At 53.9% G+C, this 25,897-nt stretch carries 27 protein-coding genes and 1 pseudogene; 14 read left to right on the top strand and 14 right to left on the bottom strand.

Annotation, left to right across the window (positions count from 1 at the left end):
- The first annotated feature begins 17 nt into the window (after positions 1-17).
- The gene (gene pyrF, locus ACOTX7_RS11045; protein ID WP_221256080.1) at positions 18-755 is read left to right on the top strand and encodes an orotidine-5'-phosphate decarboxylase; all 738 of its coding nucleotides are present in this window, start codon (positions 18-20) and stop codon (positions 753-755) included.
- Positions 755-1,081, top strand: coding sequence for a stress response translation initiation inhibitor YciH (yciH, locus tag ACOTX7_RS11040; RefSeq protein WP_221256079.1), 327 nt, complete (start codon positions 755-757; stop codon positions 1,079-1,081). Before pyrF ends, yciH begins: the two co-directional genes overlap by 1 nt.
- A 104-nt stretch (positions 1,082-1,185) precedes the next feature.
- Here the strand turns inward: yciH and osmB are convergent, their stop codons facing one another.
- The 3 genes from osmB to ACOTX7_RS11025 all read right to left on the bottom strand — a co-directional run bounded on the left by osmB (position 1,186) and on the right by ACOTX7_RS11025 (position 2,639).
- Complete coding sequence (osmB, locus tag ACOTX7_RS11035) at positions 1,186-1,404, bottom strand: osmotically-inducible lipoprotein OsmB (protein WP_003856823.1); 219 nt, start codon at positions 1,402-1,404, stop codon at positions 1,186-1,188.
- Positions 1,405-1,666: 262 nt separating this feature from the next.
- Positions 1,667-2,419, bottom strand: coding sequence for a DNA-binding transcriptional regulator YciT (locus ACOTX7_RS11030; protein ID WP_032673861.1), 753 nt, complete (start codon positions 2,417-2,419; stop codon positions 1,667-1,669).
- 37 nt (positions 2,420-2,456) lie between these two features.
- A complete protein-coding gene (locus tag ACOTX7_RS11025; RefSeq protein ID WP_205921655.1) occupies positions 2,457-2,639 on the bottom strand; it encodes a hypothetical protein in 183 nt (60 codons plus the stop codon).
- A gap of 191 nt (positions 2,640-2,830) precedes the next feature.
- Between ACOTX7_RS11025 and ACOTX7_RS11020 the strand changes: the two genes are divergently transcribed.
- Positions 2,831-3,475, top strand: coding sequence for a crotonase/enoyl-CoA hydratase family protein (locus tag ACOTX7_RS11020; RefSeq protein WP_221813580.1), 645 nt, complete (start codon positions 2,831-2,833; stop codon positions 3,473-3,475).
- On the opposite strand, the gene pdeR is transcribed toward ACOTX7_RS11020, so the two are convergent.
- From pdeR to ACOTX7_RS10995, 5 genes are all read right to left on the bottom strand, one after another.
- Positions 3,472-5,463, bottom strand: a complete 1,992-nt coding sequence (gene pdeR / locus ACOTX7_RS11015) for a cyclic di-GMP phosphodiesterase (protein ID WP_047353318.1) — start codon at positions 5,461-5,463, stop codon at positions 3,472-3,474. The two genes, ACOTX7_RS11020 and pdeR, sit on opposite strands and share 4 nt — an antisense overlap.
- 204 nt (positions 5,464-5,667) lie before the next feature.
- A complete protein-coding gene (locus ACOTX7_RS11010; RefSeq protein WP_006810830.1) occupies positions 5,668-7,602 on the bottom strand; it encodes an exoribonuclease II in 1,935 nt (644 codons plus the stop codon).
- An 88-nt stretch (positions 7,603-7,690) separates the two neighbouring features.
- The gene (locus ACOTX7_RS11005) at positions 7,691-8,677 is read right to left on the bottom strand and encodes a CMD domain-containing protein (RefSeq protein WP_221256078.1); all 987 of its coding nucleotides are present in this window, start codon (positions 8,675-8,677) and stop codon (positions 7,691-7,693) included.
- Between the two features lie 147 nt (positions 8,678-8,824).
- Positions 8,825-9,613: an enoyl-ACP reductase FabI gene (fabI, locus tag ACOTX7_RS11000; RefSeq protein WP_003856831.1), complete on the bottom strand. Its 789-nt coding sequence runs from the start codon at positions 9,611-9,613 to the stop codon at positions 8,825-8,827.
- 285 nt (positions 9,614-9,898) lie between these two features.
- Positions 9,899-10,300, bottom strand: coding sequence for a RidA family protein (locus ACOTX7_RS10995; RefSeq protein ID WP_047353315.1), 402 nt, complete (start codon positions 10,298-10,300; stop codon positions 9,899-9,901).
- 131 nt (positions 10,301-10,431) lie between these two features.
- Between ACOTX7_RS10995 and ACOTX7_RS10990 the strand changes: the two genes are divergently transcribed.
- Positions 10,432-11,022: a TetR/AcrR family transcriptional regulator gene (locus ACOTX7_RS10990; RefSeq protein WP_221256076.1), complete on the top strand. Its 591-nt coding sequence runs from the start codon at positions 10,432-10,434 to the stop codon at positions 11,020-11,022.
- On the opposite strand, the gene sapF is transcribed toward ACOTX7_RS10990, so the two are convergent.
- The 6 genes from sapF to pspF all read right to left on the bottom strand — a co-directional run bounded on the left by sapF (position 11,019) and on the right by pspF (position 17,379).
- Positions 11,019-11,825 (bottom strand): putrescine export ABC transporter ATP-binding protein SapF, encoded by an 807-nt coding sequence (sapF, locus tag ACOTX7_RS10985; RefSeq protein WP_006810825.1) that lies wholly within the window; start codon positions 11,823-11,825, stop codon positions 11,019-11,021. The two genes, ACOTX7_RS10990 and sapF, sit on opposite strands and share 4 nt — an antisense overlap.
- Position 11,826: 1 nt before the next feature.
- Complete coding sequence (gene sapD / locus ACOTX7_RS10980; protein ID WP_003856840.1) at positions 11,827-12,819, bottom strand: putrescine export ABC transporter ATP-binding protein SapD; 993 nt, start codon at positions 12,817-12,819, stop codon at positions 11,827-11,829.
- The gene (gene sapC, locus ACOTX7_RS10975; RefSeq protein WP_006810824.1) at positions 12,819-13,709 is read right to left on the bottom strand and encodes a putrescine export ABC transporter permease SapC; all 891 of its coding nucleotides are present in this window, start codon (positions 13,707-13,709) and stop codon (positions 12,819-12,821) included. The genes sapD and sapC overlap by 1 nt, the downstream gene beginning before the upstream one ends.
- A complete protein-coding gene (gene sapB, locus ACOTX7_RS10970) occupies positions 13,696-14,661 on the bottom strand; it encodes a putrescine export ABC transporter permease SapB (protein ID WP_032648486.1) in 966 nt (321 codons plus the stop codon). Before sapB ends, sapC begins: the two co-directional genes overlap by 14 nt.
- The gene (gene sapA, locus ACOTX7_RS10965) at positions 14,658-16,298 is read right to left on the bottom strand and encodes an ABC transporter substrate-binding protein SapA (protein WP_221256073.1); all 1,641 of its coding nucleotides are present in this window, start codon (positions 16,296-16,298) and stop codon (positions 14,658-14,660) included. The genes sapB and sapA overlap by 4 nt, the downstream gene beginning before the upstream one ends.
- An 88-nt stretch (positions 16,299-16,386) precedes the next feature.
- Positions 16,387-17,379 carry a phage shock protein operon transcriptional activator gene (gene pspF, locus ACOTX7_RS10960; protein WP_214591971.1) on the bottom strand — a complete coding sequence of 331 codons (993 nt, stop codon included), beginning with the start codon at positions 17,377-17,379 and terminating at the stop codon, positions 16,387-16,389.
- 151 nt (positions 17,380-17,530) lie between these two features.
- On the opposite strand from pspF, the gene pspA reads away from it, so the two are divergent.
- The 10 genes and pseudogenes from pspA (at position 17,531) to ACOTX7_RS10910 (ending at position 25,895) form a co-directional block, all read left to right on the top strand.
- Complete coding sequence (gene pspA / locus ACOTX7_RS10955) at positions 17,531-18,199, top strand: phage shock protein PspA (RefSeq protein WP_221256072.1); 669 nt, start codon at positions 17,531-17,533, stop codon at positions 18,197-18,199.
- 49 nt (positions 18,200-18,248) lie between these two features.
- The gene (pspB, locus tag ACOTX7_RS10950; protein ID WP_003856853.1) at positions 18,249-18,473 is read left to right on the top strand and encodes an envelope stress response membrane protein PspB; all 225 of its coding nucleotides are present in this window, start codon (positions 18,249-18,251) and stop codon (positions 18,471-18,473) included.
- Entirely contained in the window at positions 18,473-18,832 is a 360-nt protein-coding gene (pspC, locus tag ACOTX7_RS10945; protein WP_006810819.1) for an envelope stress response membrane protein PspC, read from the top strand. Before pspB ends, pspC begins: the two co-directional genes overlap by 1 nt.
- Positions 18,833-18,844: 12 nt before the next feature.
- The gene (gene pspD, locus ACOTX7_RS10940; protein WP_221256071.1) at positions 18,845-19,069 is read left to right on the top strand and encodes a phage shock protein PspD; all 225 of its coding nucleotides are present in this window, start codon (positions 18,845-18,847) and stop codon (positions 19,067-19,069) included.
- 195 nt (positions 19,070-19,264) lie between these two features.
- Positions 19,265-20,962, top strand: coding sequence for a sugar phosphorylase (locus ACOTX7_RS10935; RefSeq protein WP_421626079.1), 1,698 nt, complete (start codon positions 19,265-19,267; stop codon positions 20,960-20,962).
- A 13-nt stretch (positions 20,963-20,975) separates the two neighbouring features.
- Positions 20,976-22,268 carry an ABC transporter substrate-binding protein gene (locus tag ACOTX7_RS10930; protein WP_350364010.1) on the top strand — a complete coding sequence of 431 codons (1,293 nt, stop codon included), beginning with the start codon at positions 20,976-20,978 and terminating at the stop codon, positions 22,266-22,268.
- A 21-nt stretch (positions 22,269-22,289) separates the two neighbouring features.
- Positions 22,290-23,171, top strand: a complete 882-nt coding sequence (locus tag ACOTX7_RS10925) for a carbohydrate ABC transporter permease (protein ID WP_003856862.1) — start codon at positions 22,290-22,292, stop codon at positions 23,169-23,171.
- The gene (locus tag ACOTX7_RS10920) at positions 23,158-24,000 is read left to right on the top strand and encodes a carbohydrate ABC transporter permease (protein ID WP_221256068.1); all 843 of its coding nucleotides are present in this window, start codon (positions 23,158-23,160) and stop codon (positions 23,998-24,000) included. The genes ACOTX7_RS10925 and ACOTX7_RS10920 overlap by 14 nt, the downstream gene beginning before the upstream one ends.
- Before the next feature lie 28 nt (positions 24,001-24,028).
- Positions 24,029-25,081, top strand: coding sequence for a zinc-dependent alcohol dehydrogenase (locus ACOTX7_RS10915; RefSeq protein ID WP_221256067.1), 1,053 nt, complete (start codon positions 24,029-24,031; stop codon positions 25,079-25,081).
- Between the two features lie 17 nt (positions 25,082-25,098).
- Positions 25,099-25,895: pseudogene (locus ACOTX7_RS10910) on the top strand (sugar phosphate isomerase/epimerase family protein).
- Positions 25,896-25,897 lie beyond the last annotated feature (2 nt).

The raw sequence follows: 25,897 nt of genomic DNA, 5'->3' as shown, positions 1-25,897 counted from the left end.
GACGAAAAGGGCTGGTCATGACGTCTGTTACATCCTCCACTTCCCGCGTAGTTACCGATTCTCCCGTAGTTGTTGCTCTGGATTACAATAACCGTGACGCTGCACTGGCCTTTGTAGAGGGTATTGATCCCCGCGATTGCCGTCTGAAAGTAGGCAAAGAGATGTTTACGCTGTTCGGTCCGCAAATCGTCCGCAATCTGCACCAGCGTGGTTTCGACGTTTTCCTCGACCTGAAATTCCACGATATTCCGAATACCACTGCGCATGCCGTGGCTGCGGCGGCTGAACTGGGCGTGTGGATGGTTAACGTTCATGCATCTGGTGGGGCACGCATGATGACGGCGGCGCGTGAAGCGCTGGTGCCGTTCGGCACTGACGCTCCGCTTCTGATCGCCGTCACCGTGCTGACCAGTATGGATGAATCTGACCTGCGCGACCTGGGTGTGACGTTGTCACCTGCCGGGCACGCGGAGCGTCTCGCGCGTCTCACGCAACAGTGTGGGCTTGATGGCGTGGTCTGTTCAGCGCAGGAGGCGGTTCGCTTCAAATCTGAGTTAGGCCGCGATTTTAAACTGGTGACGCCAGGTATCCGTCCGGCAGGCAGCGCAACAGGGGATCAGCGACGCATCATGACGCCAGAACAGGCGTTAAGCGCGGGGGTGGATTATATGGTGATTGGCCGTCCGGTGACGCAAGCCGCTAACCCGGCAGAGGCCCTGAAAGCAATTAATGCATCACTGAAAAAGGGGGCATAATGCGTGACGCCAACAGTCGTCTGGTCTTTTCAACCGATACCGGGCGCATAGAAGAGCCAAAAGAGAAAGCCGAACGTCCGAAAGGCGATGGCATCGTGCGTATTCAGCGCCAGACCAGCGGCAGAAAAGGTAAAGGCGTTTGCCTTGTCACCGGCCTTGATCTGGATGATGCAGACCTGGCAAAACTCGCCGCTGAGCTTAAAAAGAAGTGCGGATGCGGTGGGGCAGTAAAAGATGGCATTATTGAGATTCAGGGTGATAAACGGGATTTAATTAAAACGCTGCTGGAAGCCAAGGGAATGAAAGTCAAACTGGCGGGCGGCTAAAATAAATGAGCCACGGACATTGCCGTGGCTCTTTTTTTTACGTGCGTAAGTCAGACCTGAAAATATAAAATATATTATTTTACCGGTGAGAGCCGTTATGGTGATTATTTGCCCACCTGGTGACCGATAATACCACCTACGGCAGCACCACCTAATGTACCCAGCGTACTACCATCCGTTAATACTGCACCACCAAGCGCACCAGCACCGGCACCAATCGCGGTGTTACGGTCACGTTTAGACCAGTTAGAGCAAGCGCTCAGGGACATTGCTACAGTGATTGCCAGAACAGCGGCGGCTAATTTTTTGCTGGTAAAGGTCATAATACTTTCTCCTGAATTATCGATTCACGGAAAGGAATGCACTTTAAGTATAGACAATATCCATACTTAAATTCTTTTCCCGTGAAAGCTGGTCGCGCAGGCGTTTCATCATCACGCAGGTGATAGTCACTTCCTGTTATATCGCTAATATTAATTTTACGTGTTTAGAACGGTTTCAACAGGTAAAAACTCTTAAAGGAAGGGTCGGAATACTCTCAGAGAAAGGTTTAAGTGCGCCCATTATTCGGGCGCAGCAGGATAATCAGGCCGTTTTTTTCACAATATCGACCGTCAGGCCGTCTTGTTCTAATTGCTGGCGATATTCATCTCGCAACCGCTCATCCGTAATCACACGGCTGAAGCGCGAAGCCGGACCCATCGTATAGGGGTGCACGGCGCCAAACTTAGAGCTGTCGGTCAGCACAATCGCTTCACACTCTTTGGCGAGCACGGCGTTAACCACGTCGGTACGCATCATGTCGCGCCCGGTAAAGCCGGTCTCAGGCTGCCAGCCGTCAATACCAATGAACGCTTTGCTGAAGTGGACCTGTTGAACATATTGACGCGTTAAAGGTCCCACCATGCTTTCGCTTTTCTTCTGGTAAATGCCGCCCAGCAGAATCACCTCGCAGCGAGTTTCCTTTAACAGGTGGGCGATATAGCTACTGACGGTGATGATGGTAATGTCTTTTTGTTCGGCAAGCGTGCGTGCCAGAAGGGCGTTACTGCTGCCATTTTCAATAAAGACGGTCTCACCGTTATTCACCAGGGATGCAGCAAACTCCGCCAGTTCCCGCTTGAGCGCATAATTATTCATCATGCGGGTTTCAACATCCTCACTGTCCAGTGGGACGGCATAACCGTGCGCACGACGCAGGTAGCTCTGTTTTTCCAGAAGATTCAGATCCTGGCGGATGGTGACTTCAGAAACGCCGGTGGCTTTAGCGAGATCGACCACGCTCACGCGTCCCTGATCGATCACCATCTGCAAAATGATTTGTTGTCGGGAATTCATAGCATCCATTTAAAAGGCTAGGGCGGAAACGACGTGGTTACACTTCCCACGGGGCTTTTGGTTGAGTGGATTCTGGTGCGTTATCAGCGCCGTTCTCAGCCAGCAGTTCAGACTTGAGGATCTCAAGATTACGGATAGCAGAGTGATAATCGCCCGCGACGAGAATATCCAGCACAGTATCAATACGCTGTGCCACGGCTGCTGCATCAATGTTAGACATAAGCTCACCCTGAAGCGAAAAGTTAATATTATCAATGATGCAGAAAATTGATTCAAAAGAGAAGGTAAAAAATGCAATAACCAAAGTTCATCAATGAGAGTGATAAATTTAACCCCCGTATGCTGCGGGTTGTAGGGGTGGATTAGTCTAAAACTGCGCGCAACGCGCTTTTTTATAAGAGGAATTCGACTATGACAGTTATCAACCAGACAACCTGCACCTTGTTTACTGATGCTGAACGATTCACTCAACTGGCGGCTTATTATGAGGCCGAACGGCGCACGGTGTGGATGTTGTTACGTGCCGCCTCGCGAGGGTTTGACACCGGTGCTGTCACGCTGGCCATGGTGGAAGGAAGCGCCTTAGGGGGCGGGTTTGAGGCTGCGCTGGCGCACCATTTCATACTGGCCCAGCGCGATGCCCGTTTAGGCTTTCCTGAAATCGCGTTCAATCTTTTCCCGGGTATGGGGGGCTATTCACTGGTGGCGCGTCGTGCTGGCATGAAAATGGCGGAGGAGCTGATCTATAAAGGTGAGTCGCATACGGCGGAATGGTATGAGCAGCACGGCCTTGTGGATGTCTTATTCGAGCCGTTACAGAGCTATATGTCGGTGCGGACATTTATCGATACGCTGCAACCGAAGCTGAACGGCGTCAGGGCCATGTTGCGCGCCCGTACGCGTGTGTTGCCTCTTCCAAGGAGCGAACTGATGGACATTACCGAGGATTGGGTTGATGCCGCTTTCTGCCTTGAGCCGAAAGATATCGCCTACATGGAGCGGCTGGTTATGCTGCAAAATCGCCATCAGGCGACGGGCTTACGCAAAGCCAGCTAACGGACATGCCTGGCCTGATAACGCTTTAGCCATCGCTCGAATGCGGCAGCGGGCATGGGCTTAGCAAACAGATAACCCTGCCGTTCGTTGACGCCATTCTTCGTCAGAAAGGCGTCTTCTTTTGCGCTCTCCACGCCTTCAGCAATGACCTGCAAATTCAGCGCCTGCGCCACGGCGACTATCGCGCGCACCAGCGACTGTGAAATGGACTGTTTATGGATATCCCGCACGAAAGACTGGTCGAGCTTAATGGCATCGATAGGGAATCGCGCCAGTTGCGACAGGGAAGAGTAGCCCGTACCGAAGTCATCCAGATGAATTTGCGCACCCAGACGGCTGAATTGCTGGATCACTGACAGGGCCAGCTCTTCATTTTCGATGAGACAGCTTTCGGTCAATTCCACGTCAATCGGGCAGTATTCAAAATTCAGATCTTTCAGCGCCTGCTTCAGGTCACTGAATATGGTCTGGTCCGCCAGCTGACGGGCAGAAACGTTGACCGCGACGCGCAGGTTGATCCCCTTGTCGCGCCATTTTGCCACCTGCCGCACCACATCGAGCATAACCCAGCGGCCAAGAGGCACAATTAGCCCCGACTCCTCGGCGTAGGAGATAAATTCCATCGGCGGGATCAGGCCACGTTCTGGCGACTGCCAGCGCACCAGCGCCTCCAGACTTCTGACTTCGCCGCGCCAGGTCATTTTCGGCTGGTAGTGGATCAGCAGTTGATCGTTATCCAGTGCTTTACGCAGGTTGGTATCCAGCCAGAGATATTCAAATACCCGCTGGTTCATCTCTGGCGAGAAAACGCAGAATTTACCCCGACCATTTTCTTTGGCGGTGTACATGGCGGTGTCGGCATTGCGAATGACGCTTTCGCGATCGTTACCATGCTGGGGCGCAAGCGCAATGCCCAGCGAACAGCCGGTGTAAACCTCGATCAGCCCGATGCGGAAAGGCTGACGCAGTCGGGTCAGAATGCGTGACGCCATGGCTTCCAGCGCGCCCTGCGAGGTATCGGTGGCCAACACGATAAACTCATCCCCGCCCAGGCGCGCCAGGGTTTGTCCTTCGTCCAGGCAGCTCAGGATCGCCAGCGCAACGGCCTGGAGTAACTGGTCGCCAAACATGTGCCCATAGGCGTCGTTCACTTTTTTAAAGTTATCCAGATCGAGATAGACCACGCCCACCTGCGAGTCACCCCGTGCGGTGATGGAATCGGAGATCAGCTCATGGATGGCATTTCGGTTAGGCAAACCGGTTATCGTATCCGTATTGGCGAGAACGCGCAGGCGTTCCTGGGCCCGGCGCTCTTCCGTTATGTCGGTACCCGAACAGATGAGGAAAATTTCATTTTTCCCGCTGCCGCTGTGAACGAATTTATTTCTGAAGAGAAACAGGCGTTGCCCCTTGCGGGTCTTGATCCAGCGTTCGACTTCGTACGAACTGCCGTTACGAAAAAAACCGGTGATGTTGCGTTTGGAGGCGGCGGCTTCGCTACGGCTCATAAACAGTTTGAACACGTTTTGTCCGATGACTTCCTGTTCCTTCAGGCCCGTATATTCTTCACTTAAACGGTTGAAGCGCTGAATATTCCCGTTCTGGTCGAGGATCACAATCACGGAGTTAGCCTCGGAAACCACCTGTTCGGCGAAGGAGAGCCCTTGCGCCAGGTCGCGCGCCACGGAAGGGGTATCGTTCCAGGCTGATGCCGTTCCTGCCCACTCATTTTTGTTAATTTTACGGCCAACAAGATGGACGGGAACCTCCACACCGTACAGTGGCAGGGTCATGGCAATGCTGGAGGTGATCACAGTTAGCTGGCGAATCAGCGCGGCCTGCTCATCATCCAGCGCAACGACCTGTATGATGTCAGCGCTTTCACTGGCAGCAAGATGCAGAGCATTGCTGTCTGCTGTCAGTCGCCACCAGGGGCTATGCGTACCCATGTAACGAAACAGCAAATTCTGCTCCAGATCGTCCAACACGTTTTCTCCCGCGTCTGCTGAGTAGCGCACACATTATTCAGTTGCAGTCGACAATGACGGCTCTCTTTTACTGTAGATAATTCTGGCGAAATGTGGCGGCGGGAAAACGAAAAGTGTGAGAAAAAACGATGATTTTTCGGGAGATAATACAGGAGAGAACTCCCGGCAGCCCCTGAACGGGAAGGCCGGGAGTTTGCGCGGTTATCAGGCGACAGGGCGCGCGATAATGCTGCGGGTTTCCATACGGACTTCAGCGATGGTGACATCAATCACGTCTGTGACCTTGTATACCGTTTCGCCTTTAATTTGCACGGTCCCGTTTTCCTGGCTACAAACCAGTTCATCGCGAACGGCGTGCAGGAACGGGGCAGGGATAAAGGCAACGGCGCCATTATCTACCAGACGAACGCGCATACCGCCGCGGCTGATATCAATGATTTCAGCCGGGAAGCGGGTGTCAGTCCCCGCCTTATCATTCAGGAAGCGCGCGTACAACCAGTCACCGACATCACGCTCCGCCATACGGTTGAGACGGCGACGCTCTGCCATCTGCAACGTCGTATCATCCTGAGGGCGCGCAACAGATTCACCTTTAATGATCGCTTTCAGCAGACGATGGTTCACCATGTCGCCGTACTTACGGATCGGAGAGGTCCAGGTCGCGTATGCCTCAAGACCGAGACCAAAGTGCGGGCCTGGCTCGGTGCTGATTTCCGCAAAGGACTGGAAGCGGCGAATACGGCTGTCAAGGAACCCTGACGGCTGTGCGTCCAGCTCGCGGCGCAGTTTGCAGAAACCCTGAAGGGTAAGCACTTCCTCAGGATCAACGTGTACGTCATGAGTTTTCAGTAGGGCAGCCAGCGCTTCGGTGTTCGCCGGATCAAACCCGGTGTGCACGTTGTAAATGCCAAAGCCTAATTTGTCGCGCAGCACGCGTGCGGCACAAATGTTGGCGGAAATCATCGCTTCTTCAACGATGCGGTTGGCAATACGGCGCGGCTCAGCGACGATATTCAGCACTTCACCTTTTTCACCCAGCACAAAACGGTAGTCCGGACGATCTTTGAAGACCAGCGCATGGGTTTGACGCCATTCGCTGCGGCTCAGACAGACGCGGTGCAGCAGACGAATTTGTGCAGCAATAGTGTCGGACTCGGGTTTCCAGCTGCCCGTATTCTCCAGCCAGTCGGATACGTTGTCATAGGCCAGCTTGGCTTTGGATTCGATGGTGGCGGCGAAGAACTCGATGTCCTCTTCAATGGTACCGTCAGCCGCGATGGTCATGCGACAGGCGAGCACCGGACGCACTTCATGCGCACGCAACGAGCAAAGATCGTCGGAGAGTTCACGCGGCAGCATCGGAATGTTAAAGCCCGGCAGGTAGTTGGTGAACGAACGCACTTTGGCCATCTCGTCCAGCTTGCTGCCTTCAACAATCCATGCGGTAGGATCGGCGATGGCGACGGTCAGATGCAGTTTGCCATCGGCTGTCTCTTCGGCATACAGCGCATCGTCCATATCCTCGGTGCTGGCGCTGTCGATGGTGACAAAGTCCAGCGCCGTCAGATCGCGACGTTCCAGACCTTCGTCCTGCATTTCAGTTGCCACGCCATCAGGGGCTTCTTTTTCGAGGTTGTGGCGCGCCAGCGTCACCCACCAGGGGACGAAATGGTCGTCGCCGAAGGTGATGTACTGGGTTAGCTCTGCGTAGAAACCGCGATCGCCTTTTAACGGATGACGGCGCATCTCAGCCACCGCCCAGTCACCCTCAACAAAATCATGCTCAACGCCACGCGCGGCGCGGCACGGAATAGCATCTTTCAGGAGAGGATGATCCGGCACGACAGAAAGACGATCGTCTTTTTTATGCACTTTCCCGACAAAGCGGGTCAGGAAAGGTTCGATCAGTGCTTCCGGCTCGGCAGACTCTCGTTCCTTTTCGGTATGAATAACGGCCGAAATGCGGTCGCCATGCATCACTTTCTTCATCTGAGGAGGCGGAATGAAGTAGCTCTTCTGACCGTCAACTTCAAGAAAGCCAAAGCCCTTTTCCGTGGCTTTTACGACCCCTTCTGCACGCGGCGTCTGGGAATGCAGTTGCTGTTTAAGCTGCGCTAGCAGCGGGTTGTCCTGAAACATAATGTTCTATTTTCGTAGCCATTGAGCGGCTGACAGTTTTACGCGAAACTCACTGCTACAGCAAGCGCTCTTTAGGTAAAGAGTATGGTTATTCCTCTTTGCCGAGCGCCATGCGCAGACGGTCCAGCCAGCCATAAAATGCCGATCGGGTTAACAGGCTGATGACCTTTTCTGGCGAGAGACCTGACTCGGTCAGGGGCGTTAACTGGGCAGCGCTAAAGCGATCCGGAGACGCGACGAGCAGCGCATGGGCGGCGGTGAGCATCGACGACGCCTGGCCTTCGCTTCGCGGAAGGTTAACCAGAATTTCGCCCGTCATATTAAGCAGCATCGGTTCATGACACAGCACCGGCGTGAGCGCTTCAAGCGCCGGTTCCGCCTGCCAGCGTGAGAGTGCCTCAAGCTGAAGCGTACTGGCATATTTGAGTTCAACCGGGGGAAGCGTGGCGGTCCATTTGCTGAAGCTTACCGGCAAGGTATGGGGCTGAATGTGGTGTCCAGGAAGCCAGCGTACCGGATGGCCAAGCAACGCCTGAAATGCCGCGACCACTCGCGCCTGAAAACCGACAAAGCCGATGATATGGTTAATAAGCACAATGTCATACGTCGTAAGTCCAACTTCATCAAGCTGGTTTTGGGCTTTGTTATCGATGACATCGGGTGAGCTGGCTAACTGGCGGGCATACTGGGTAATTTCTGCAAGGCGTCGATTGCTTTCCCGGGAGGAATCAGGCCCCGGAAGAGGCGCGAGGAGAGCAGCGTAGTGGTTACAGAGCCGCTGAACGCCACACGCCTGGGCAACCGTTAATGCCGTGCTCAGCCTGTCGTAGGCGCTGAGTGTATGCAGACGGTTCACGGGTGTTTCGAGTGGGAACAAAAGATGACACAGGTTTCGGGCAGGCGTAAGCCAGCCAGCACAGCGTGCGAGAAAAGCTTCGGGCAGGGCTAAATCGAGCAAAAAACGATCGTCGACGTTAGCAGCTTCGGGCACCAGCGGCAGAACGTCCCTCTGCGAATGATTTGACTGGGTTTCATGATACCAGTGGCCTTTGCCGGAAAAACGGCGCTGTTCCATGGGCGTTCCTTGATCTCAAAATGGCGATCAATATCCTGGCGTAAGGCGGATGAGGGGAAAAATATTGTTAGGTGATAACAAATAGCAGAACGGAATAACGAAGGGGGGGGAGAAACTCTCTTCCCTGGCGGGAAGAGAGTGACAAGCTTATTTGATTTCCAGCTCGTTCATTGCAGCGATGTTGAAGCCGCCGTCAACGTGAACCACTTCACCGGAGATACCTGCGGAAAGGTCAGAGCACAGGAATGCCGCAGAGTTACCCACATCTTCAATGGTAACGGTACGACGAATCGGGGTAACCGCTTCGCAGTGTGCCAGCATTTTACGGAAATCTTTGATACCGGACGCGGCCAGGGTACGGATTGGGCCCGCAGAAATAGCGTTAACACGCACGCCTTCAGGACCCATTGCGTTCGCCATGTAGCGCACGTTAGCTTCCAGAGAGGCTTTTGCCAGACCCATAACGTTGTAGTTAGGGATTGCACGTTCTGCGCCAAGGTAAGACAGGGTCAGCAGGGCTGCGCCCGGATTCAGCATCGCGCGGCAGGATTTTGCCATCGCAACGAAGCTGTAGGAGCTGATGTCGTGTGCGATTTTAAAGCCATCACGGGTAACCGCGTTCACATAGTCGCCGTCCAACTGGTCGCCAGGTGCGAAGCCGATGGAGTGAACAAAACCGTCGAATTTTGGCCATGCTTTTGCCAGTTCAGCAAACATGCCATCAATGCTTTCGTCTTGTGCAACGTCACATTCCAGAACAATGCTGGAACCCAGCTGCGCGGCAAATTCTTCAACACGGCCTTTCAGCTTGTCGTTCTGGTAGGTGAACGCCAGCTCAGCGCCTTCGCGATGCATAGCCTGTGCGATGCCGTATGCGATGGACAGTTTGCTGGCAACGCCAGTCACCAGAATGCGCTTACCGGAAAGAAAACCCATAGCTTTAATCCTTATATTCATTGCTTATTTTGCCTTGTAATTCATAGCGTTACAGGCAGTATTTCAAAATCATTCGAAATTAGCTCGAAATTATAGCCCACTCACAGCCCCTTGTGTCACGATATTTCTCGCTCCTGCGTCGTGACTGGGTTCACGGAAGACGTTGAACTGACTCTTCGTCAGGCTGTTTTGTGTGTATTCCAGCAGTATATCACCGCGCGCTGGGTTCGCCTCATCCAACCAGACACTGGCCGAAGCTGCACGCTTATACTGCCGGAACGAATATTAGTTCGCTGGCGAGGGAATTCTGGCAATAACTTTAATTTCAAAATCAAATCCGGCCAGCCAGTTAACACCGATAGCCGTCCAGTTTGGATAAGGAGGGTGCGGAAACGCCAGTTTTTTCGCCTCCATGATGGCGGGGAACTGGTTTTCAGGATCGGTATGGAACGTCGTGACGTCAATCAGATCGTCAAAAGTACATCCCGCGGCTGCCAGAGTCGCCCGTAAATTATCGAACGCCAGCTGCACCTGAGCGGGGAAATCAGGCTCAGGCGTGCCATCACTGCGGCTGCCAACCTGACCGGAAACAAATAACAGATCGCCAGAGCGGATTGCAGCTGAATAGCCATGCTCTTCATAAAGGGCATGACGGTTGGCCGGGAATACAGGATCACGTGAGTGCATGGCTTTTCCTTTTCTGTCAGAGGTATTGTTGTGGTTACGCAGTGGAAGTAACATACGCGATGTATGTCAAAAATGTAATTCACATACGTCGCGTATGTCAAATTAAAAGATCGCTTAATGAAGGAAGTCCTATGGCTACAAAACGTCGCGCTGAAACAGCCCAGGAAAATCGCGAGAAAATGATTCAGGCGGCGCGGAAGGCATTTGCTGAAAAAGGCTATGCCGCAGCGTCGATGGATGAACTGACGGCAAGAGTGGGGTTAACACGCGGCGCGCTGTATCATAATTTTACCGATAAGAAAGGGTTACTGGCGGCGGTAGTCGCGCAGATAGACGGCGAAATGGCAGCAAACGCGAAAGCCGTTGCCGCCGCCGCAGAAGATGACTGGGAACGATTGCTGGCGGAAGGCATTGCCTATATTAAAATGGCGCTGGTTCCGGAAGTTCAGCGTATTGTACTGCTTGACGGCCCGGCTGTTCTGGGCGATCCGGCGCAATGGCCCAGCCAGAACAGCTGCCTTGACTCCACCCGTCAGACCATTGAAAAAATGATCGAATGCAAGGTGCTTAAAAAGATGGATGCCAGAGTCGCAGCCCATCTGTTAAATGGTGCTGCGCTGAATGCGGCTCTGCTGATTGCTGCCAGTGATGATCCGCAGAAGACGCTACCGCATGCCATAGAGGTGTTTACTCTGCTGGCAAGCGGATTACGTAACGGCTAACGATCTTTACGCCACGCGTCCGCCGTCAACGCTTCACCAAAGTGTCCGGCAATCAGGCGTTTTGTCAGGTCATGGAGTGGGGAGGCCAATACGTCAGCGGTACTGCCGCGCTCAACGACTTCGCCCTGGTGCATCACCAGCACCTGATCGCTGATATGCTTCATCATGCCCAGGTGCTGAGTGACGTAGATATAGGAGATCCCCTGTTTCTCCTGTAACTCCAGCATCAGGTTAATGAGCTGCGAACGCATCGACATATCTAGCGCCGCCAGCGCTTCGTCGGCGATAATGACCTTCGGGCGCAGGATCAGCGCGCGGGCCAGACCGAGACGCTGTTTTTGCCCCGGGGCCAGCATATGTGGGTAATAGCTGACATGGTCGGGCAGGAGGCCTACCAGACGCAGGGTTTCGACAATCCGTTTGCGACGCGCTTCCGGCTCCAGGTCGGTATTCAACCGCAGCGGGAAATCCAGGATCTGGGAAATTCGCTGGCGCGGGTTAAGGGAGGTCGACGGATCCTGAAAAATCATCCTGATGCGCTGACTGCGGAAAGAGTAGTCCCCGAATTCCAGAGGATGATCGTCAATCAGTATTTCACCGCCGCTCGGCTCGACCATGCCCGCAAGCATTTTTGCCAGGGTCGATTTGCCCGAGCCGTTTTCACCAATAATCGCTAGCGTCTGTTTTTCGCGCAGCATAAAGCTCAGCGGTTTAACCGCCTCGACGGTCTGACGGTGAAACAGGCCGGTGCGATAGCGAAAGGTCTTACTCAGGTTACGCACTTCCAGTAAGGTTTCGACCATTTCACTCTCTCTCCATGTTCAGCGGGAAATGACAGGCAAACAGATGGTTTTTCGGCCCTGTCAGGCGCGGTGTTTCAATGCATTTACGCTGAGCATACGGGCAACGCGGACCCAGACGGCAGCCAATGGGCAGCGATTCCAGCAGCGGTATCGCGCCTGGCAGGGTATTCAGACGGCTCTTGTGCGGCATCGCGCTGCCAAAGTCAGGGATTGCCCGGATCAGCGCCTGGGTATAGGGATGATGCGGCGTCGTCACCAGGTCTTCACTTGGCGCGGTTTCTACCGTCTGGCCGCAATACATCACGTCAATTTTATCCGCCCACTTGCTCAACATTTGCAGGTCATGGCTGATCAGCAAAATAGTGGTGTTGTTATTCTGGTTCAGCCGCGTGAGCAGGCGGAAGATCTGGGCCTGAGTGGTTGGCTCCATCGCGTTCGTCGGTTCGTCCGCAATCAGCAGACGCGGCTGATTCGCCAGGGCGATAGCAATCATCACTTTCTGGCATTCACCGTCGGTCAGTTCGTAGGGGAAACTGCGCATCGCGTCTTTATGATCTTTGATCCCGACACGGTGCAACAGCTCAATGGCACGGCGTTTACGCCAGCCGAAACGCTGCCACCAGCGGCCTTTATAGGTCCAGCCGGGAATGTTCTGCATCAGCTGTTTCCCGACGCGCTCGGACGGGTCGAGACAGGATTGCGGCTCCTGGAAAATCATCGAGACGTTATGACCCACCAGCTTGCGGCGTTCGCGTGGGGAAAGACGCAACAGATCGATGTCGTCGAAACGCATACGATCGGCGGTCACCCGCCAGTTGTCCTTCGCCACGCCGCAAATGGCTTTGGCGATCAGACTTTTCCCCGAACCCGATTCGCCCACCAGCCCGCGGATTTCGCCCTCAGCGAGCGTGATACTGATGCGATCCACGGCCTTGACCCAGCCTTCGCCCGTTTTAATTTCGATCGTGAGGTTGCGGATATCAAGTAACGGCATTATTGCACCCCCGCATTGATGGCGCGGCGGATCCCGTCGCCCAGCAGGTTAACGAGCAGCACGCTCACCATGATGGCCGCGCCCGGCAGCATCACCGTCCACGGCGCGACGTAAATCAGCTCCAGCGCATCGCCGAGCATAGCGCCCCATTCCGGGGAGGGGAGCTGCGCGCCCAGGTCCAGGAAGCCCAGCGCCGCGATATCCAGAATCGCCATCGACAGGGCACGGGTGATCTCCGTCACCAGCCCGGCGGCAATATTTGGCAGCACGGCAAACCAGAGAATATTGAAGGTGGTGGCGCCATCCAGACGGGCGGCGACGACATACTCTTTCTCCAGTTCGTCGTGAACCAGACTATAAACCGAGCGCACCATGCGCGGCAGAATGGCCAGCCAGACGGCAAACATCGCATGCGTGAGATGTGGCCCCGCGAAGGCCACAACGATAATCGCCAGCAGCAGCGAAGGAATCGAGAGCAGGGTATCAAGAATATGGTTAAGCACGGCTGACCGCAGCCCGTGGGTTGAGCCGGCAAAAATACCCAGCGCAAGGCCGCAGATCGCGGCGGCCAGCGTCACCACAAACGCGCCACCCACAGTGGGGGCCGCGCCGCTCAGTAAACGGCTTAGGACGTCGCGTCCGAGATCGTCAGTCCCCAGGAAGAAAGAAACCTCCCCGTAGCGCGACCACGACGGCGGTAAAAGCTGGTAGCCAAGGAACTGCTGATCGATGCCATACGGGGCAAACCACGAGCCAAAAACACATAGCAACACGAGGCCAATACAGCCGTAAAAGCCGATCATCGCCGTGGTGTCCCCGTAAAAATTACGCCACACGGTACGTAACGCACCGGGCGTGCGCTTTTCGCTGTAGACGTTATCGTAAGGCATACCATTCCTTATGCTTCAACGGGTTGGCCATGGCACCCAAAATATCGGAAACAACGTTAACAATAATGACCAGGGAACCTATCACCATCACCCCGGCGGAGATCGCAGCGTAATCCTGCTGGCGAATGGCGTTGATCATCCAGCGTCCAAGGCCCGGCCAGCTGAAAACCATCTCGGTGATCATGGCGAGCGTCAGCATGGTGGAAAATTGCAGCCCAAGACGTGGGATAACCGGTGGCAACGCATTGTGCAGCACATGGCGACGCAAAATCGTCAGGCGAGACAATCCGCGCGTGGCGGCAGCCTTAACATAGTTTTGATCGAAGACGTCGATGGTACTGATACGCATCAGGCGGATCACTTCGGTCGTTGGCGCGACGGCCAGCGTAAGCACTGGCAGCACCATGTGGCGCAGCGCGCTCACGATCATTTCGTCGCGCCAGACCGAATCAGAAAGCCAGGCGTCAACGATGGCGAAGCCGCTCACCGTTTGCACGTTATAGAGCAGGTCAAAACGGCCAGACACCGGCAGCCAGCCTAACGTCAGTGAGAAGAAGAGGGTAAGCAGCAGCGCCAGCCAGAAAACAGGGATGGAAAAACCAATTAAGGCAAGCGCGCTGATAAATTTATCCTGCCATTTATTGCGATAAATTCCCGCCAGCATCCCCACCGGGATCCCCACCATAAGGGCAAAGCCAAAGGCGAGTATACACAGCTCCATGGTGGCCGGGAAAACGACTTTCAGCTGCTCGGAGATAAGCTGTCCGTTGATGCTGGACACGCCAAAATCCCAGTGCAACAGGCCGTTAAACCAGAACAGCCAGGCGTCCCAGAGGGAGGAGCCCTGAAGCGGGGCGTGCGGCGTAAAGTAGCTAAGGCTAAAGCCGACAAAGGTCAGGAAGAACAAGGTGACCAGCAATAACAGCAGCCGACGCAAGGTAAAGATAATCATGGTTTTTTCACCTCTTGTTCTTTCTCACGGGTCACGCCCGCGAAGGAGGCGTTACCAAACGGGCTGAGTACCAGCCCTTTGATATCGTAACGGTAGGCCTGGAGGCGCAGGGAAGAGGCAAGCGGCAACACGGGAAGTTCTCTGGCCAGAATATTTTGCGCTTCATCGTAGGCTTCAATGCGGGAAGCAAGCTGTTGAGACGCCAGCGCTTTTTGCAGTACGGCATCAAATTCCCGGTTACACCAGTGAGCGTAGTTGGTCTGGGAGTTGATCGCCGCACAGCTCAATAGCGGACGGAAGAAGCTGTCCGGGTCGTTACTGTCGGTGGACCAGCCAGCCAGCGTTAAGTCGTGATTCATGTCCATCAGACGCGCCTCCTGGAAACGGCCTTCGACAGGCACGATGATCACCTTAACGCCCACTTGCGCCATATCGGCCTGTAACAGTTCGGCCGTTTTCAGCGGGCTGGGGTTCCACGCCTGAGAGCTGGTAGGTACCCACAGCTGTAGCGTCAGGTTCTCTGCCCCCAGCGCTTTAAGCTGTTCGCGCGCTTTTGCCGGATTGTATTCCGTGATCTTCGCCTCGCCGTCATAGGCCCAGGAGGCGCGCGGCAGAATAGAGGCGGCGGTTTCCGCAGTACCGTAGTAAATCGACTGCATCAGACGCTGGTTGTTGATCGCTAACGCCAGCGCATGGCGCACGGCCGGGTTATTGAGCGGCGGCTTATCGGTATTAAATGCCAGATAAGCGATGTTCATTCCCGGGCGCAGGGTCAGGCGCAGGCGAGGATCGTCGCGCAAAATAGTCAACTGACTGGCCGCAGGCCAGGCAAGGACGTCGCACTCACCAGTCAGCAGTTTAGAGAGTCGCCCTGTTCCGCCCGAGCCCAGATCAACAATTACCTGCGGCATCAGCGGTTTGCCGCGCCAGAAATGATCGTGACGTTGCAGGCGAATGTATTGTCCGGCGCGGTACTCTGCTAACTGAAACGGACCTGTGCCCACAGGTTCACGATCGAGACGTTCCTGACGATCCTTTTTCGTCAGCTGATCCGCATACTCGGCTGACATGACCGAGGCGTAATGGGTTGCCAGGTGCCAGAGGAAGGAGGCGTCCGGGCGTGTCAGGCGAAATTCCACCGTACGGTTATCCAGCTTACGAACGCTTTTGACCGTATCAGCAAACTGCAAACTGTCGAAATAGGGGAAGTTGTCGCCGTTGACGTTGTGCCATGGATGATTGCGGTTGAAGATGCGCTGGAAGGTGAAAACCACGTCATCCGCGTTGAGTTTACGGGTTGGGCTAAACCACGGGGTGTGCTGAAAAGCGACATCATCGCGTAGACGGAAGCGGTACGTGGCGCCGTTATCCATCACTTCCCAGCTCTCGGCAAGTTCCGGGACCAGCCGATAGGTGTAAGGATCGACATCAAGCAGGCGATCGTAAAGCTGTGCGGCCAGCGTATCAACAATCAGGCCGCTCCCCGCCTTTTGCGGATTAAAGGTATCAACTTGCCCGCTGACGCAGTAGACGAAACCACTATCACGGATATCAGGGGGCACAGCGCGATCGGGCGCAGCAAAGGCCAGATTGCTGAACAGACCGAGTGCAAACAGGGACGATAAAACCAGGCGCATAGTTTTTAAGGTTTTTAGATTCGATCTGCAAAGTGTATCGCACTTACGCCTGCTTCGTAAAAATGTCTGGGGGTAAGTGCTGATAATGTCAGCGCATTTGATGTTTTTTGAGCAATGCCCTTAACTGATGGTAGGTCAGACCCAGCAGTTCAGCCGCCCGTTTCTGGTTATATTTTGCCTCTTTCAGGCTCTGCTCAAGCAGTTGCTGTTCCTGCTGATGCTGGAACTGCCGTAAATCAAGCGGTAACGCCGGACCGTGCTGGTGCGTCGTTGAAGCCGGAGGCTGTTTAACCTCGCGCCGAAACGGATCGAGAATAATGTTGTCCAGCTCGGTCTCGCTGGTGCCATGACGGTAAACAGACCGTTCCACCACGTTTTTCAGTTCACGAATATTTCCCGGCCAGTGGTAACCGAGCAGTGTCTCGGTGGCCTGTTCGCTGAAGCCCGGGAAGAGCGGCAGGCCCAGCTCCCGGCACATCTGAATGGCAAATTGATCGGCCAGCAACATGATATCGCTGCGCCGCTCCCGCAGTGGCGGCAGCTGAACGACATCGAAAGCAAGCCTGTCCAGCAGGTCGGCGCGGAATTTGTCTTCTGCCACCATCGCGGGCAGATCGGCGTTGGTGGCGCACACCAGGCGAACGTTGACCTGGAGCGGCTGACTTCCGCCAACGCGTTCCAGTTCGCCATACTCAATGACGCGCAGCAGCTTTTCCTGCACCAGCATCGGCGCTGTCGCCAGCTCGTCGAGGAAAAGGGTTCCGCCATCGGCACGTTCAAAGCGTCCGGGATGCCGTTTTTGCGCGCCGGTAAATGCCCCAGCTTCATGACCAAACAGCTCGGTGTCGAGCAGATTTTCATTCAACGCCGCGCAGTTAAGGGAAATAAAGGGTCCGTCCCATCGGCCCGACAAAAAATGCAGACGGTTAGCGATAAGTTCTTTACCCGTTCCCCGCTCGCCAATAATCAGGACCGGTTTATTCAGCGGTGCCAGGCGAGAGACCTGCTCAAGCACTTCCAGAAAACTATTGGCTTCGCCAAGCAAATTATCTTTATATTCAGCCATGATGAAATTAACCACTCCTTAGTGATATTCACCAGGTGAGCATAGCTGTCGGCTGGATAAATATCAATCACATACAGTAAAATCAATAAGATAAAAAGTTGGCATGGCATTTGTATTAACTGTTCAGCAGGGCATCGCCCGATAACAGAACTATGAGGATTGAATTATGGGTATTTTTTCTCGTTTTGCCGACATCGTGAACGCCAACATCAACTCGCTGCTGGAGAAAGCGGAAGATCCGCAGAAGCTGGTGCGCCTGATGATTCAGGAGATGGAAGACACGCTGGTTGAAGTACGCTCCACCTCCGCCCGCGCGCTGGCAGAGAAAAAGCAGTTGACGCGTCGTATCGAGCAGGCGACCGCCCAGCTCAACGAGTGGCAGGAAAAGGCCGAACTGGCGCTGCGTAAAGATAAAGAAGATTTGGCTCGCGCTGCGCTGATTGAAAAACAGAAGCTGAGCGATATGGTCACCACCCTGGAACATGAATTGACGCTGGTGGATGATACGCTGACGCGTATGAAGAAAGAGATCGGTGAGCTTGAAAACAAACTCAGCGAAACCCGCGCACGTCAACAGGCGCTGGCGCTGCGCCACCAGGCGGCAAGCTCGTCCCGCGACGTGCGACGCCAGCTGGACAGCGGCAAACTGGATGAAGCGATGGCGCGTTTCGAATCGTTTGAACGCCGTATCGACCACATGGAAGCGGAAGCTGAAAGCCACAGCATCGGTAAGCAGAAAACCCTGGATCAGCAGTTTGCTGACCTGAAAGCCGATGACGAAATTAGCGAGCAGCTGGCTGCGCTGAAAGCCAAAATGAAACAAGACAACCAATAATAATTCCTGCGGCACCTGAGCGTGCCGCATCGTAAGACAAGGAGTACACATGAGCGCGCTTTTTCTGGCTATACCCCTGACCATTTTTGTGCTGTTTGTTCTGCCCATCTGGTTATGGCTGCACTACAGCAACCGCTCTTCACGCGGTGAGCTGTCCCAGAGTGAACAGCAGCGGCTGGCGCAACTCTCTGCGGAGGCAAATAAAATGCGCGAACGTATTCAGGCGCTGGAAGCTATCCTGGATGCGGAACACCCGAACTGGAGGGAGCGATAATGGCTGGACTGAATTTGAATAAAAAACTGTGGCGCATCCCGCAGCAGGGCATGGTACGGGGCGTTTGCGCCGGGCTGGCACACTATCTGGATGTTCCGGTAAAACTGGTGCGTGTGGTCACCGTGTTGTCGATTTTCTTCGGCCTGGCCTTTATTACGCTGGTGGCTTATATCATTTTGTCGTTTGTGCTCGATCCGATGCCGGAAGGTGAACTGGATGCAGAGAACACGCCAACCAGCAGCGATCTCCTTAACGCGGTCGATGAACAGCTAAGCGCAGGGGAGAAGCGATTGCGCGAGATGGAACGTTATGTCACCTCCGATACCTTTACGCTGAGAAGTCGTTTTCGTCAGCTTTAAGAGAGAACTTACATGAAACAACACTGGCAACAGGCCGGTCAGAAGGTAAAACCCGGCCTGAAAATCGCAGGTAAACTGGTTCTGATGACGGCGTTACGTTATGGCCCGGCTGGTGTGGCGGGTTGGGCGATCAAATCTGTTGCCCGTAAGCCGGTCAGAATGTTGCTGGCGGTCGCTCTGGAGCCGCTGTTACAGAAACTGGCAAAACGCGTTTCCCGGCGCTACTTTTCACGTTAGTCCCTCCCGCATACGCCCTTTCTCGCCAGGAGAAGGGGCATGAGTTCCCCCTCTGCGTTTCTTCTGCTTTTCTTCTTTCTTTGCGGCAGCTCACAATAATGCGTTGCGCTGCTCTGAGATTGCGGCTTTCTGCGCCCGGGTCCGTTGACAGATATTTTTCATGGGAGTAGATTGCCACCTCGTGGGACCGCTACCATGGAAAATAATGTGAACGCGAAAATTAAAAAACTTATCAATCATATTTACGGTGAATCATTTTCAGATGCACACCTGGACGTGTTATTAACTAAGCTTGAAAAAGTGGCGGTTAATATTACGGAAAAACGTAAGTCAGGCTGGGATGAAAAAGACGTGGTGCTGATTACGTATGCCGATCAGTTCTCCGCGAAAGGAGAGAAAGCGTTGCCGGTATTCACCCGGTTCTATAATGAATGGCATTCCCGTACGTTTTCCCATGTCCATCTGTTACCGTTTTATCCATGGTCTTCGGACGATGGATTTTCCGTTATCGATTATCACGAGGTGGCACCTGAAACCGGAACCTGGCAGGATGTTGCGGAATTAAAACAGTCAGCAAGCTTAATGTTTGACTTCGTTTGCAACCATATGTCAGCGAAAAGTGAATGGTTTGCTAATTATCTGGCGCAGAAGCCAGGCTACGAAGATTTCTTTATTTCTGTCGATCCCGAAACCGATTTATCCGCCGTGACGCGTCCACGCGCATTACCGCTGCTGACGCCATTCACGCTTCATGATGGCAGCGTTCGTCATCTGTGGACCACCTTCAGTGAGGACCAGATCGATCTCAATTTCGCCTCGCCGCAGGTGCTGATTGCCATGGTTGACGTTCTGCTGCATTACCTCATGGAAGGGGCGCGTTATATCCGTCTGGATGCGGTTGGGTTTATGTGGAAGATCCCGGGAACAACCTGCATTCATCTGGAACAAACCCATTGCCTTATCCAGCTGTTCCGCGCCATTACGGATGCCGTGGCGCCTGGAACGGTGATCATCACTGAGACAAATGTTCCCCACAAAGACAATATCTCTTACTTCGGTAATGGCGAAAATGAAGCCCAGATGGTCTATCAGTTTTCCTTACCTCCGCTGGTGCTGCACGCCGTTCATTGTCAGGACGTTAAAGCCCTGTGCCAGTGGGCGGGGTCACTGGCGCTGCCTTCAACACACACCACATGGTTTAATTTCCTGGCCTCGCATGATGGTATCGGTTTGAACCCATTACGCGGCATCCTTCCGGAATCCGAGATCCTCTCGCTGGTCGACAAGCTTCAGCAGGAAGGCGCGCTGGTTAACTGGAAAAATAATCCAGACGGAACGCGAAGCCCTTATGAAATTAATGTCACCTATCTTGATGCGTTAAGTTTACGAGACAGTTCAGATGATGAGCGCATTGCCCGATTCATCCTGGCGCATGCTGTGTTGTTAAGTTTCCCTGGCGTACCGGCTGTTTATATTCAAAGCATTCTCGGTTCGCGTAACGATTATGAAGGGGTTGAGCGTCTCGGATATAACCGTGCGATAAACCGGAAGAAATATACCGCAGGTCAGGTTGATCGGGAACTCAATAATAAGAAGAGTATTCGTTATCAAATTTATTCTCGTTTGAGTGAGCTTATCGCTATTCGTCGCGGAGAGAGTGCGTTCCATCCCGACGGTCAGGCTATTTTTGACGCAATGGGTGAACATATTCTTAAAATTGTTCGTGTTGCTAAAAATGGCGAGCGAATAACAGCATTATTTAATTTTAGCAATAAAATGCAGACCGTTTATGAACAAACGCACTTCGGTAAAGAATTACTATCAGGACAAGATATTAGCGGTACGGAACTGACCCTCAATCCATGGCAGGTCATGTGGATTAAAGAAAACTAAAAAGGACCCTAAAATGAAAATGCCCAAAATTGTGCTGTTATCAGCACTGGTTTCGTGCGCCCTGTTATCAGGCTGTAAGGACGATAAAGCATCTCAGGTCACCATTGAGTTTATGCACTCGTCGGTAGAACAGGAGCGTCAGGCAGTTATTACGAAACTGATCGAAAAATTCGAAAAAGAGAACCCGACTATCACGGTGAAACAGGTTCCCGTTGAGGAAGATGCCTATAACACCAAAGTCATTACGTTGGCCCGTACCGGCGCGCTGCCGGAAGTGATTGAAGTCAGCCATGACTACGCCAAAGTCATGGATAAAGAGCAACTGCTGGACCGTGAAGCGATCGGCAACGCGATCAAAGCCGTTGGCGAAGACACGTTCTACGACGGCATTTTACGCGTTGTTCGCACTGAAGACGGTACCGCATGGACAGGGGTGCCGGTTAGCGCCTGGCTGTCTGGTGTCTGGTATCACAAAGATGCGCTCGCGGCAGCGGGGATCGAAGAACCGCACAACTGGGAGCAACTGCTGAAAGCCAGTCAGGCGCTCAACGATCCGGCGAAAAAACACTACGGTATCGCGCTTCCAACCGCAGAAAGCGTCATGACGGAGCAGGCCTTCTCGCAGTTTGCACTCTCAGGCGGAGCCAACGTCTTTGATGCAAACGGCAACGTGAAAATCGAGACCCCTGAAATGTCGAAAGCGTTGGCGTTTTATCGGGCACTGGCCGCGAACACCATGCCGGGCTCGAATGATGTCATGGAGATCAAAGACGCCTTCATGAACGGCTCTGCGCCTATGGCGGTTTATTCCACCTATATCCTGCCCGCGGTCTACAAAGATGGTAATCCGGCCAACCTGGGGTTCGTGGTCCCGACGGAAAAATCATCTGCCGTGTACGGCATGATCACCTCGTTGACGATCACGACCGGTCAGACCGAAGCAGAAACGCAGGCGGCCGAAAAATTTGTGACCTGGATGGAGCAGGCGCAGAACGCCTCTGACTGGGTGATGATGTCCCCTGGCGCGGCGCTGCCAGTGAACAAACTCGTGGTGGGCACTGAAAGCTGGAAAAACAACGACGTGATCAAAGCCTTCGGCCAACTGCCTTACGAGCTGATTGCGCAGTTCCCGAACGTCCAGGTGTTTGGTGCGGTGGGGGACAAAAACTTCACCCGCATGGGAGACGTTACCGGGTCCGGCATTATCAGTTCCATGGTGCATAACGTGACGGTGGGTCAAAAAGATCTCAATGCGACGTTAAGCAACAGCCAGAAAAAACTGACTGACCTGATCTCACAACGATAGGAGCGCTTTGCGAAGGGAATTATGAAGACGTTGTTTTCTGGTCGTTCAGATATGCCTTTCGCCATGCTGCTGTTGGCCCCCAGCCTGATTTTGCTGGGGGGCCTGGTGGCCTGGCCAATGATTTCCAACATTGAAATCAGTTTTTTACGTTTACCGCTGAACCCGCGTATTGATGCGGTGTTTGTCGGCCTTGATAACTACATTCGCATCCTGGGTGATGCTGCATTCTGGCACTCGCTGTGGATGACGTTCTGGTACACGGCGCTGGTCGTGCTCGGCAGCACCGGGCTGGGGCTGGCCGTAGCGATCTTCTTTAACCGTGAATTCCGCATGCGGAAAACGGCACGTTCACTGGTGATCCTGTCCTATGTGACGCCGTCTATTTCACTGGTGTTTGCCTGGAAATACATGTTCAACAACGGCTACGGGATTGTGAACTATCTGGGCGTTGATCTGCTGCATCTCTACGATCAGGCGCCGCTGTGGTTCGATAACCCTGGCAGCAGTTTTGTGCTGGTAGTGCTGTTCGCCATCTGGCGTTACTTCCCGTATGCCTTTATCTCGTTCCTCGCGATTTTACAGACCATTGATAAATCGTTGTACGAAGCGGCAGAGATGGACGGGGCGAATGCCTGGCAGCGTTTCCGTATCGTGACGTTGCCCGCCATCATGCCAGTGCTGGCAACGGTGGTCACGCTGCGCACCATCTGGATGTTCTACATGTTTGCGGATGTTTATCTGCTGACCACGAAGGTCGATATTCTGGGCGTGTATCTCTACAAAACCGCCTTTGCATTCAATGATCTGGGTAAAGCAGCCGCCATTTCCGTTGTGCTGTTTGTGATCATCTTCGCTGTCATTCTGCTAACCAGAAAAAGGGTAAACCTCAATGGCAACAAATAAACGCGTTCTGGGCCGTATCGGTTTTTATCTGGGACTGGCGCTATTTCTGATTATCACGCTGTTTCCGTTTTTTGTGATGTTGATGACGTCGTTCAAAAGCGCGAAAGAGGCGATCTCGCTGCACCCGACCATTCTGCCGCAGGAATGGACGCTCCAGCACTATGTCGACATCTTTAATCCGCTGATTTTCCCGTTTGTGGATTACTTCCGTAACAGCATGGTGGTGTCGCTCACCTCGTCGATCATTGCGCTGTTTCTCGGCACGCTGGGTGCTTACGCGTTATCCAAGCTGCGCTTTAAAGGGCGCACGACGATCAATGCGAGCTTCTATACCGTTTATATGTTCTCCGGGATCCTGCTGGTGGTGCCGCTGTTCAAAATCATCACCGCGCTCGGCATTTATGACACCGAGCTGGCGCTGATCATCACCATGGTGACGCAGACGTTGCCTACCGCGGTCTTTATGCTGCGCAGCTATTTCGACACCATCCCGGACGAAATAGAAGAGGCCGCGATGATGGATGGCCTGAACCGCCTGCAAATTATCTTCCGCATCACCGTGCCGCTGGCGATCTCTGGTCTGGTGTCGGTCTTTGTCTACTGCTTCATGGTGGCGTGGAATGACTATCTGTTCGCCTCTATTTTCCTGTCCAGCGCCAGCAACTTCACCTTACCGGTGGGGCTGAACACGCTCTTCAGCACGCCAGATTACATCTGTGGTCGCATGATGGCGGCATCGCTGGTGACGGCACTTCCGGTCGTCATTATGTATGCCCTGTCTGAACGTTTTATTAAAAGTGGTTTGACCGCCGGCGGTGTGAAGGGCTGAGGCGGCCGATTTTAACAAGGAGTGAGTCATGAAAAAATTAGTTGCGACAGCGCCTCGTGTAGCGGCGCTGGTGGAATACGAAGATCGTCCTGTAGCAGCACATGAAGTCAAAATTCGTGCCCGTTATGGTGCTCCGAAACATGGCACCGAAGTCGTGGATTTCCGCGCGGCAAGCCCGTTCATCGATGAAGAGTTCAACGCTGAGAGGCAGATGTTTACACCCCGTGAAGAAGGGGCAGCGCGCGGCATCGAATTTGGTAAATTCCAGCTGGGAAATATGATCGTCGGCGACATCATCGAATGTGGTGCGGACGTGACGGATTACCAGATTGGCGACAGCGTCTGCTGCTACGGCCCGTTGCAGGAAACGGTCATCGTTAACGCGGTGGACAACTACAAGCTGCGCAAAATGCCGCAGGGCGCTTCCTGGAAAAACGCGGTTTGCTACGATCCGGCACAGTTCGCCATGAGCGGCGTGCGTGATGCTAACGTCCGCGTAGGGGATTTCGTCGTGGTTGTAGGACTGGGCGCGATTGGCCAGATTGCGATCCAGCTGGCGAAAAAAGCCGGTGCGTCAGTGGTTATTGGCGTCGATCCTATCGAACACCGCTGTGAGATCGCCCGCCGTCACGGTGCAGACCACTGCCTGAACCCAATCGGTACGGATGTCGGTCTTGAAATTAAGAAACTGACCGGCAAGCAGGGCGCGGATGTGATCATCGAAACCAGCGGTTTTGCAGATGCGCTGCAATCTGCACTGCGCGGTCTCGCCTACGGCGGAACGATCTCCTACGTGGCTTTCGCCAAGCCGTTTGCGGCAGGCTTCAACCTGGGTCGCGAAGCACACTTCAACAACGCGAAAATTGTCTTCTCCCGCGCATGCAGTGAACCCAACCCGGACTATCCGCGCTGGAGCCGCAAGCGTATTGAAGAGACCTGCTGGGAATTGCTGATGAACGGTTATCTCAATTGTGAAGATCTGATCGACCCGGTCGTCACCTTCACCACCAGCCCGGAAAGCTATATGAAGTATGTCGATCAGCACCCGGAACTCAGTATCAAAATGGGCGTTACTTTTTAAGCTAAGGACAGCAAATCATGAAAATCGCAACACAAAACCAGGCCTTTTTCCCGACCGCTATCATGGAAAAATTCGAATACATCAAAGCGATGGGTTTTGATGGCTACGAAATTGATGGCCGACTGCTGGTGGATAACCTCGACGAAGTGAAAGCGGCTATCAAAGCCACCGGTCTGCCGGTAACAACGGCATGTGGCGGATACGATGGCTGGATCGGGGACTTCATCGAAGAACGCCGTTTAAACGGTTTACAGCAGATTGAACGCATTCTGGAAGCGCTGGCAGAAGTGGGCGGCAAGGGGATTATCGTGCCAGCTGCCTGGGGAATGTTTACCTTCCGTCTGCCGCCAATGACTTCGCCACGTAGCCTCGAAGGCGACCGCAAAGCGGTAAGCGCCTCCCTGCGCTGGCTGGATGAGGTCACCGCGCGTACCGGGACCACCGTCTACCTCGAGCCGCTGAACCGCTGAACCGCTATCAGGATCATATGATCAACACCCTGGCCGACGCGCGTCGTTATATCGAAGAGAACGACCTGAAGCACGTGCAGATCATCGGTGATTTCTACCATATGAACATTGAAGAAGACTCGCTCACGGAAGCGCTGCATCACAACCGCGATCTGCTGGGTCATGTGCACATTGCTGATAACCACCGCTATCAGCCGGGCAGCGGCAGTCTCGATTTCGCCAGCCTGTTCGACCAGCTGCGTGCCGATAACTATCAGGGTTATGTCGTATACGAGTGCCGGGTTCGTGCCGACGATCCGGCTAAGGCCTATAAGGACTCTCTCACTTACTTGCGTGAATGCTAAGG

The organism is Enterobacter cloacae complex sp. IR5418 (assembly GCF_049238105.1).
Taxonomy (GTDB): domain Bacteria; phylum Pseudomonadota; class Gammaproteobacteria; order Enterobacterales; family Enterobacteriaceae; genus Enterobacter; species Enterobacter hormaechei.
This window is presented reverse-complemented; position numbering and strand designations above follow the sequence as displayed.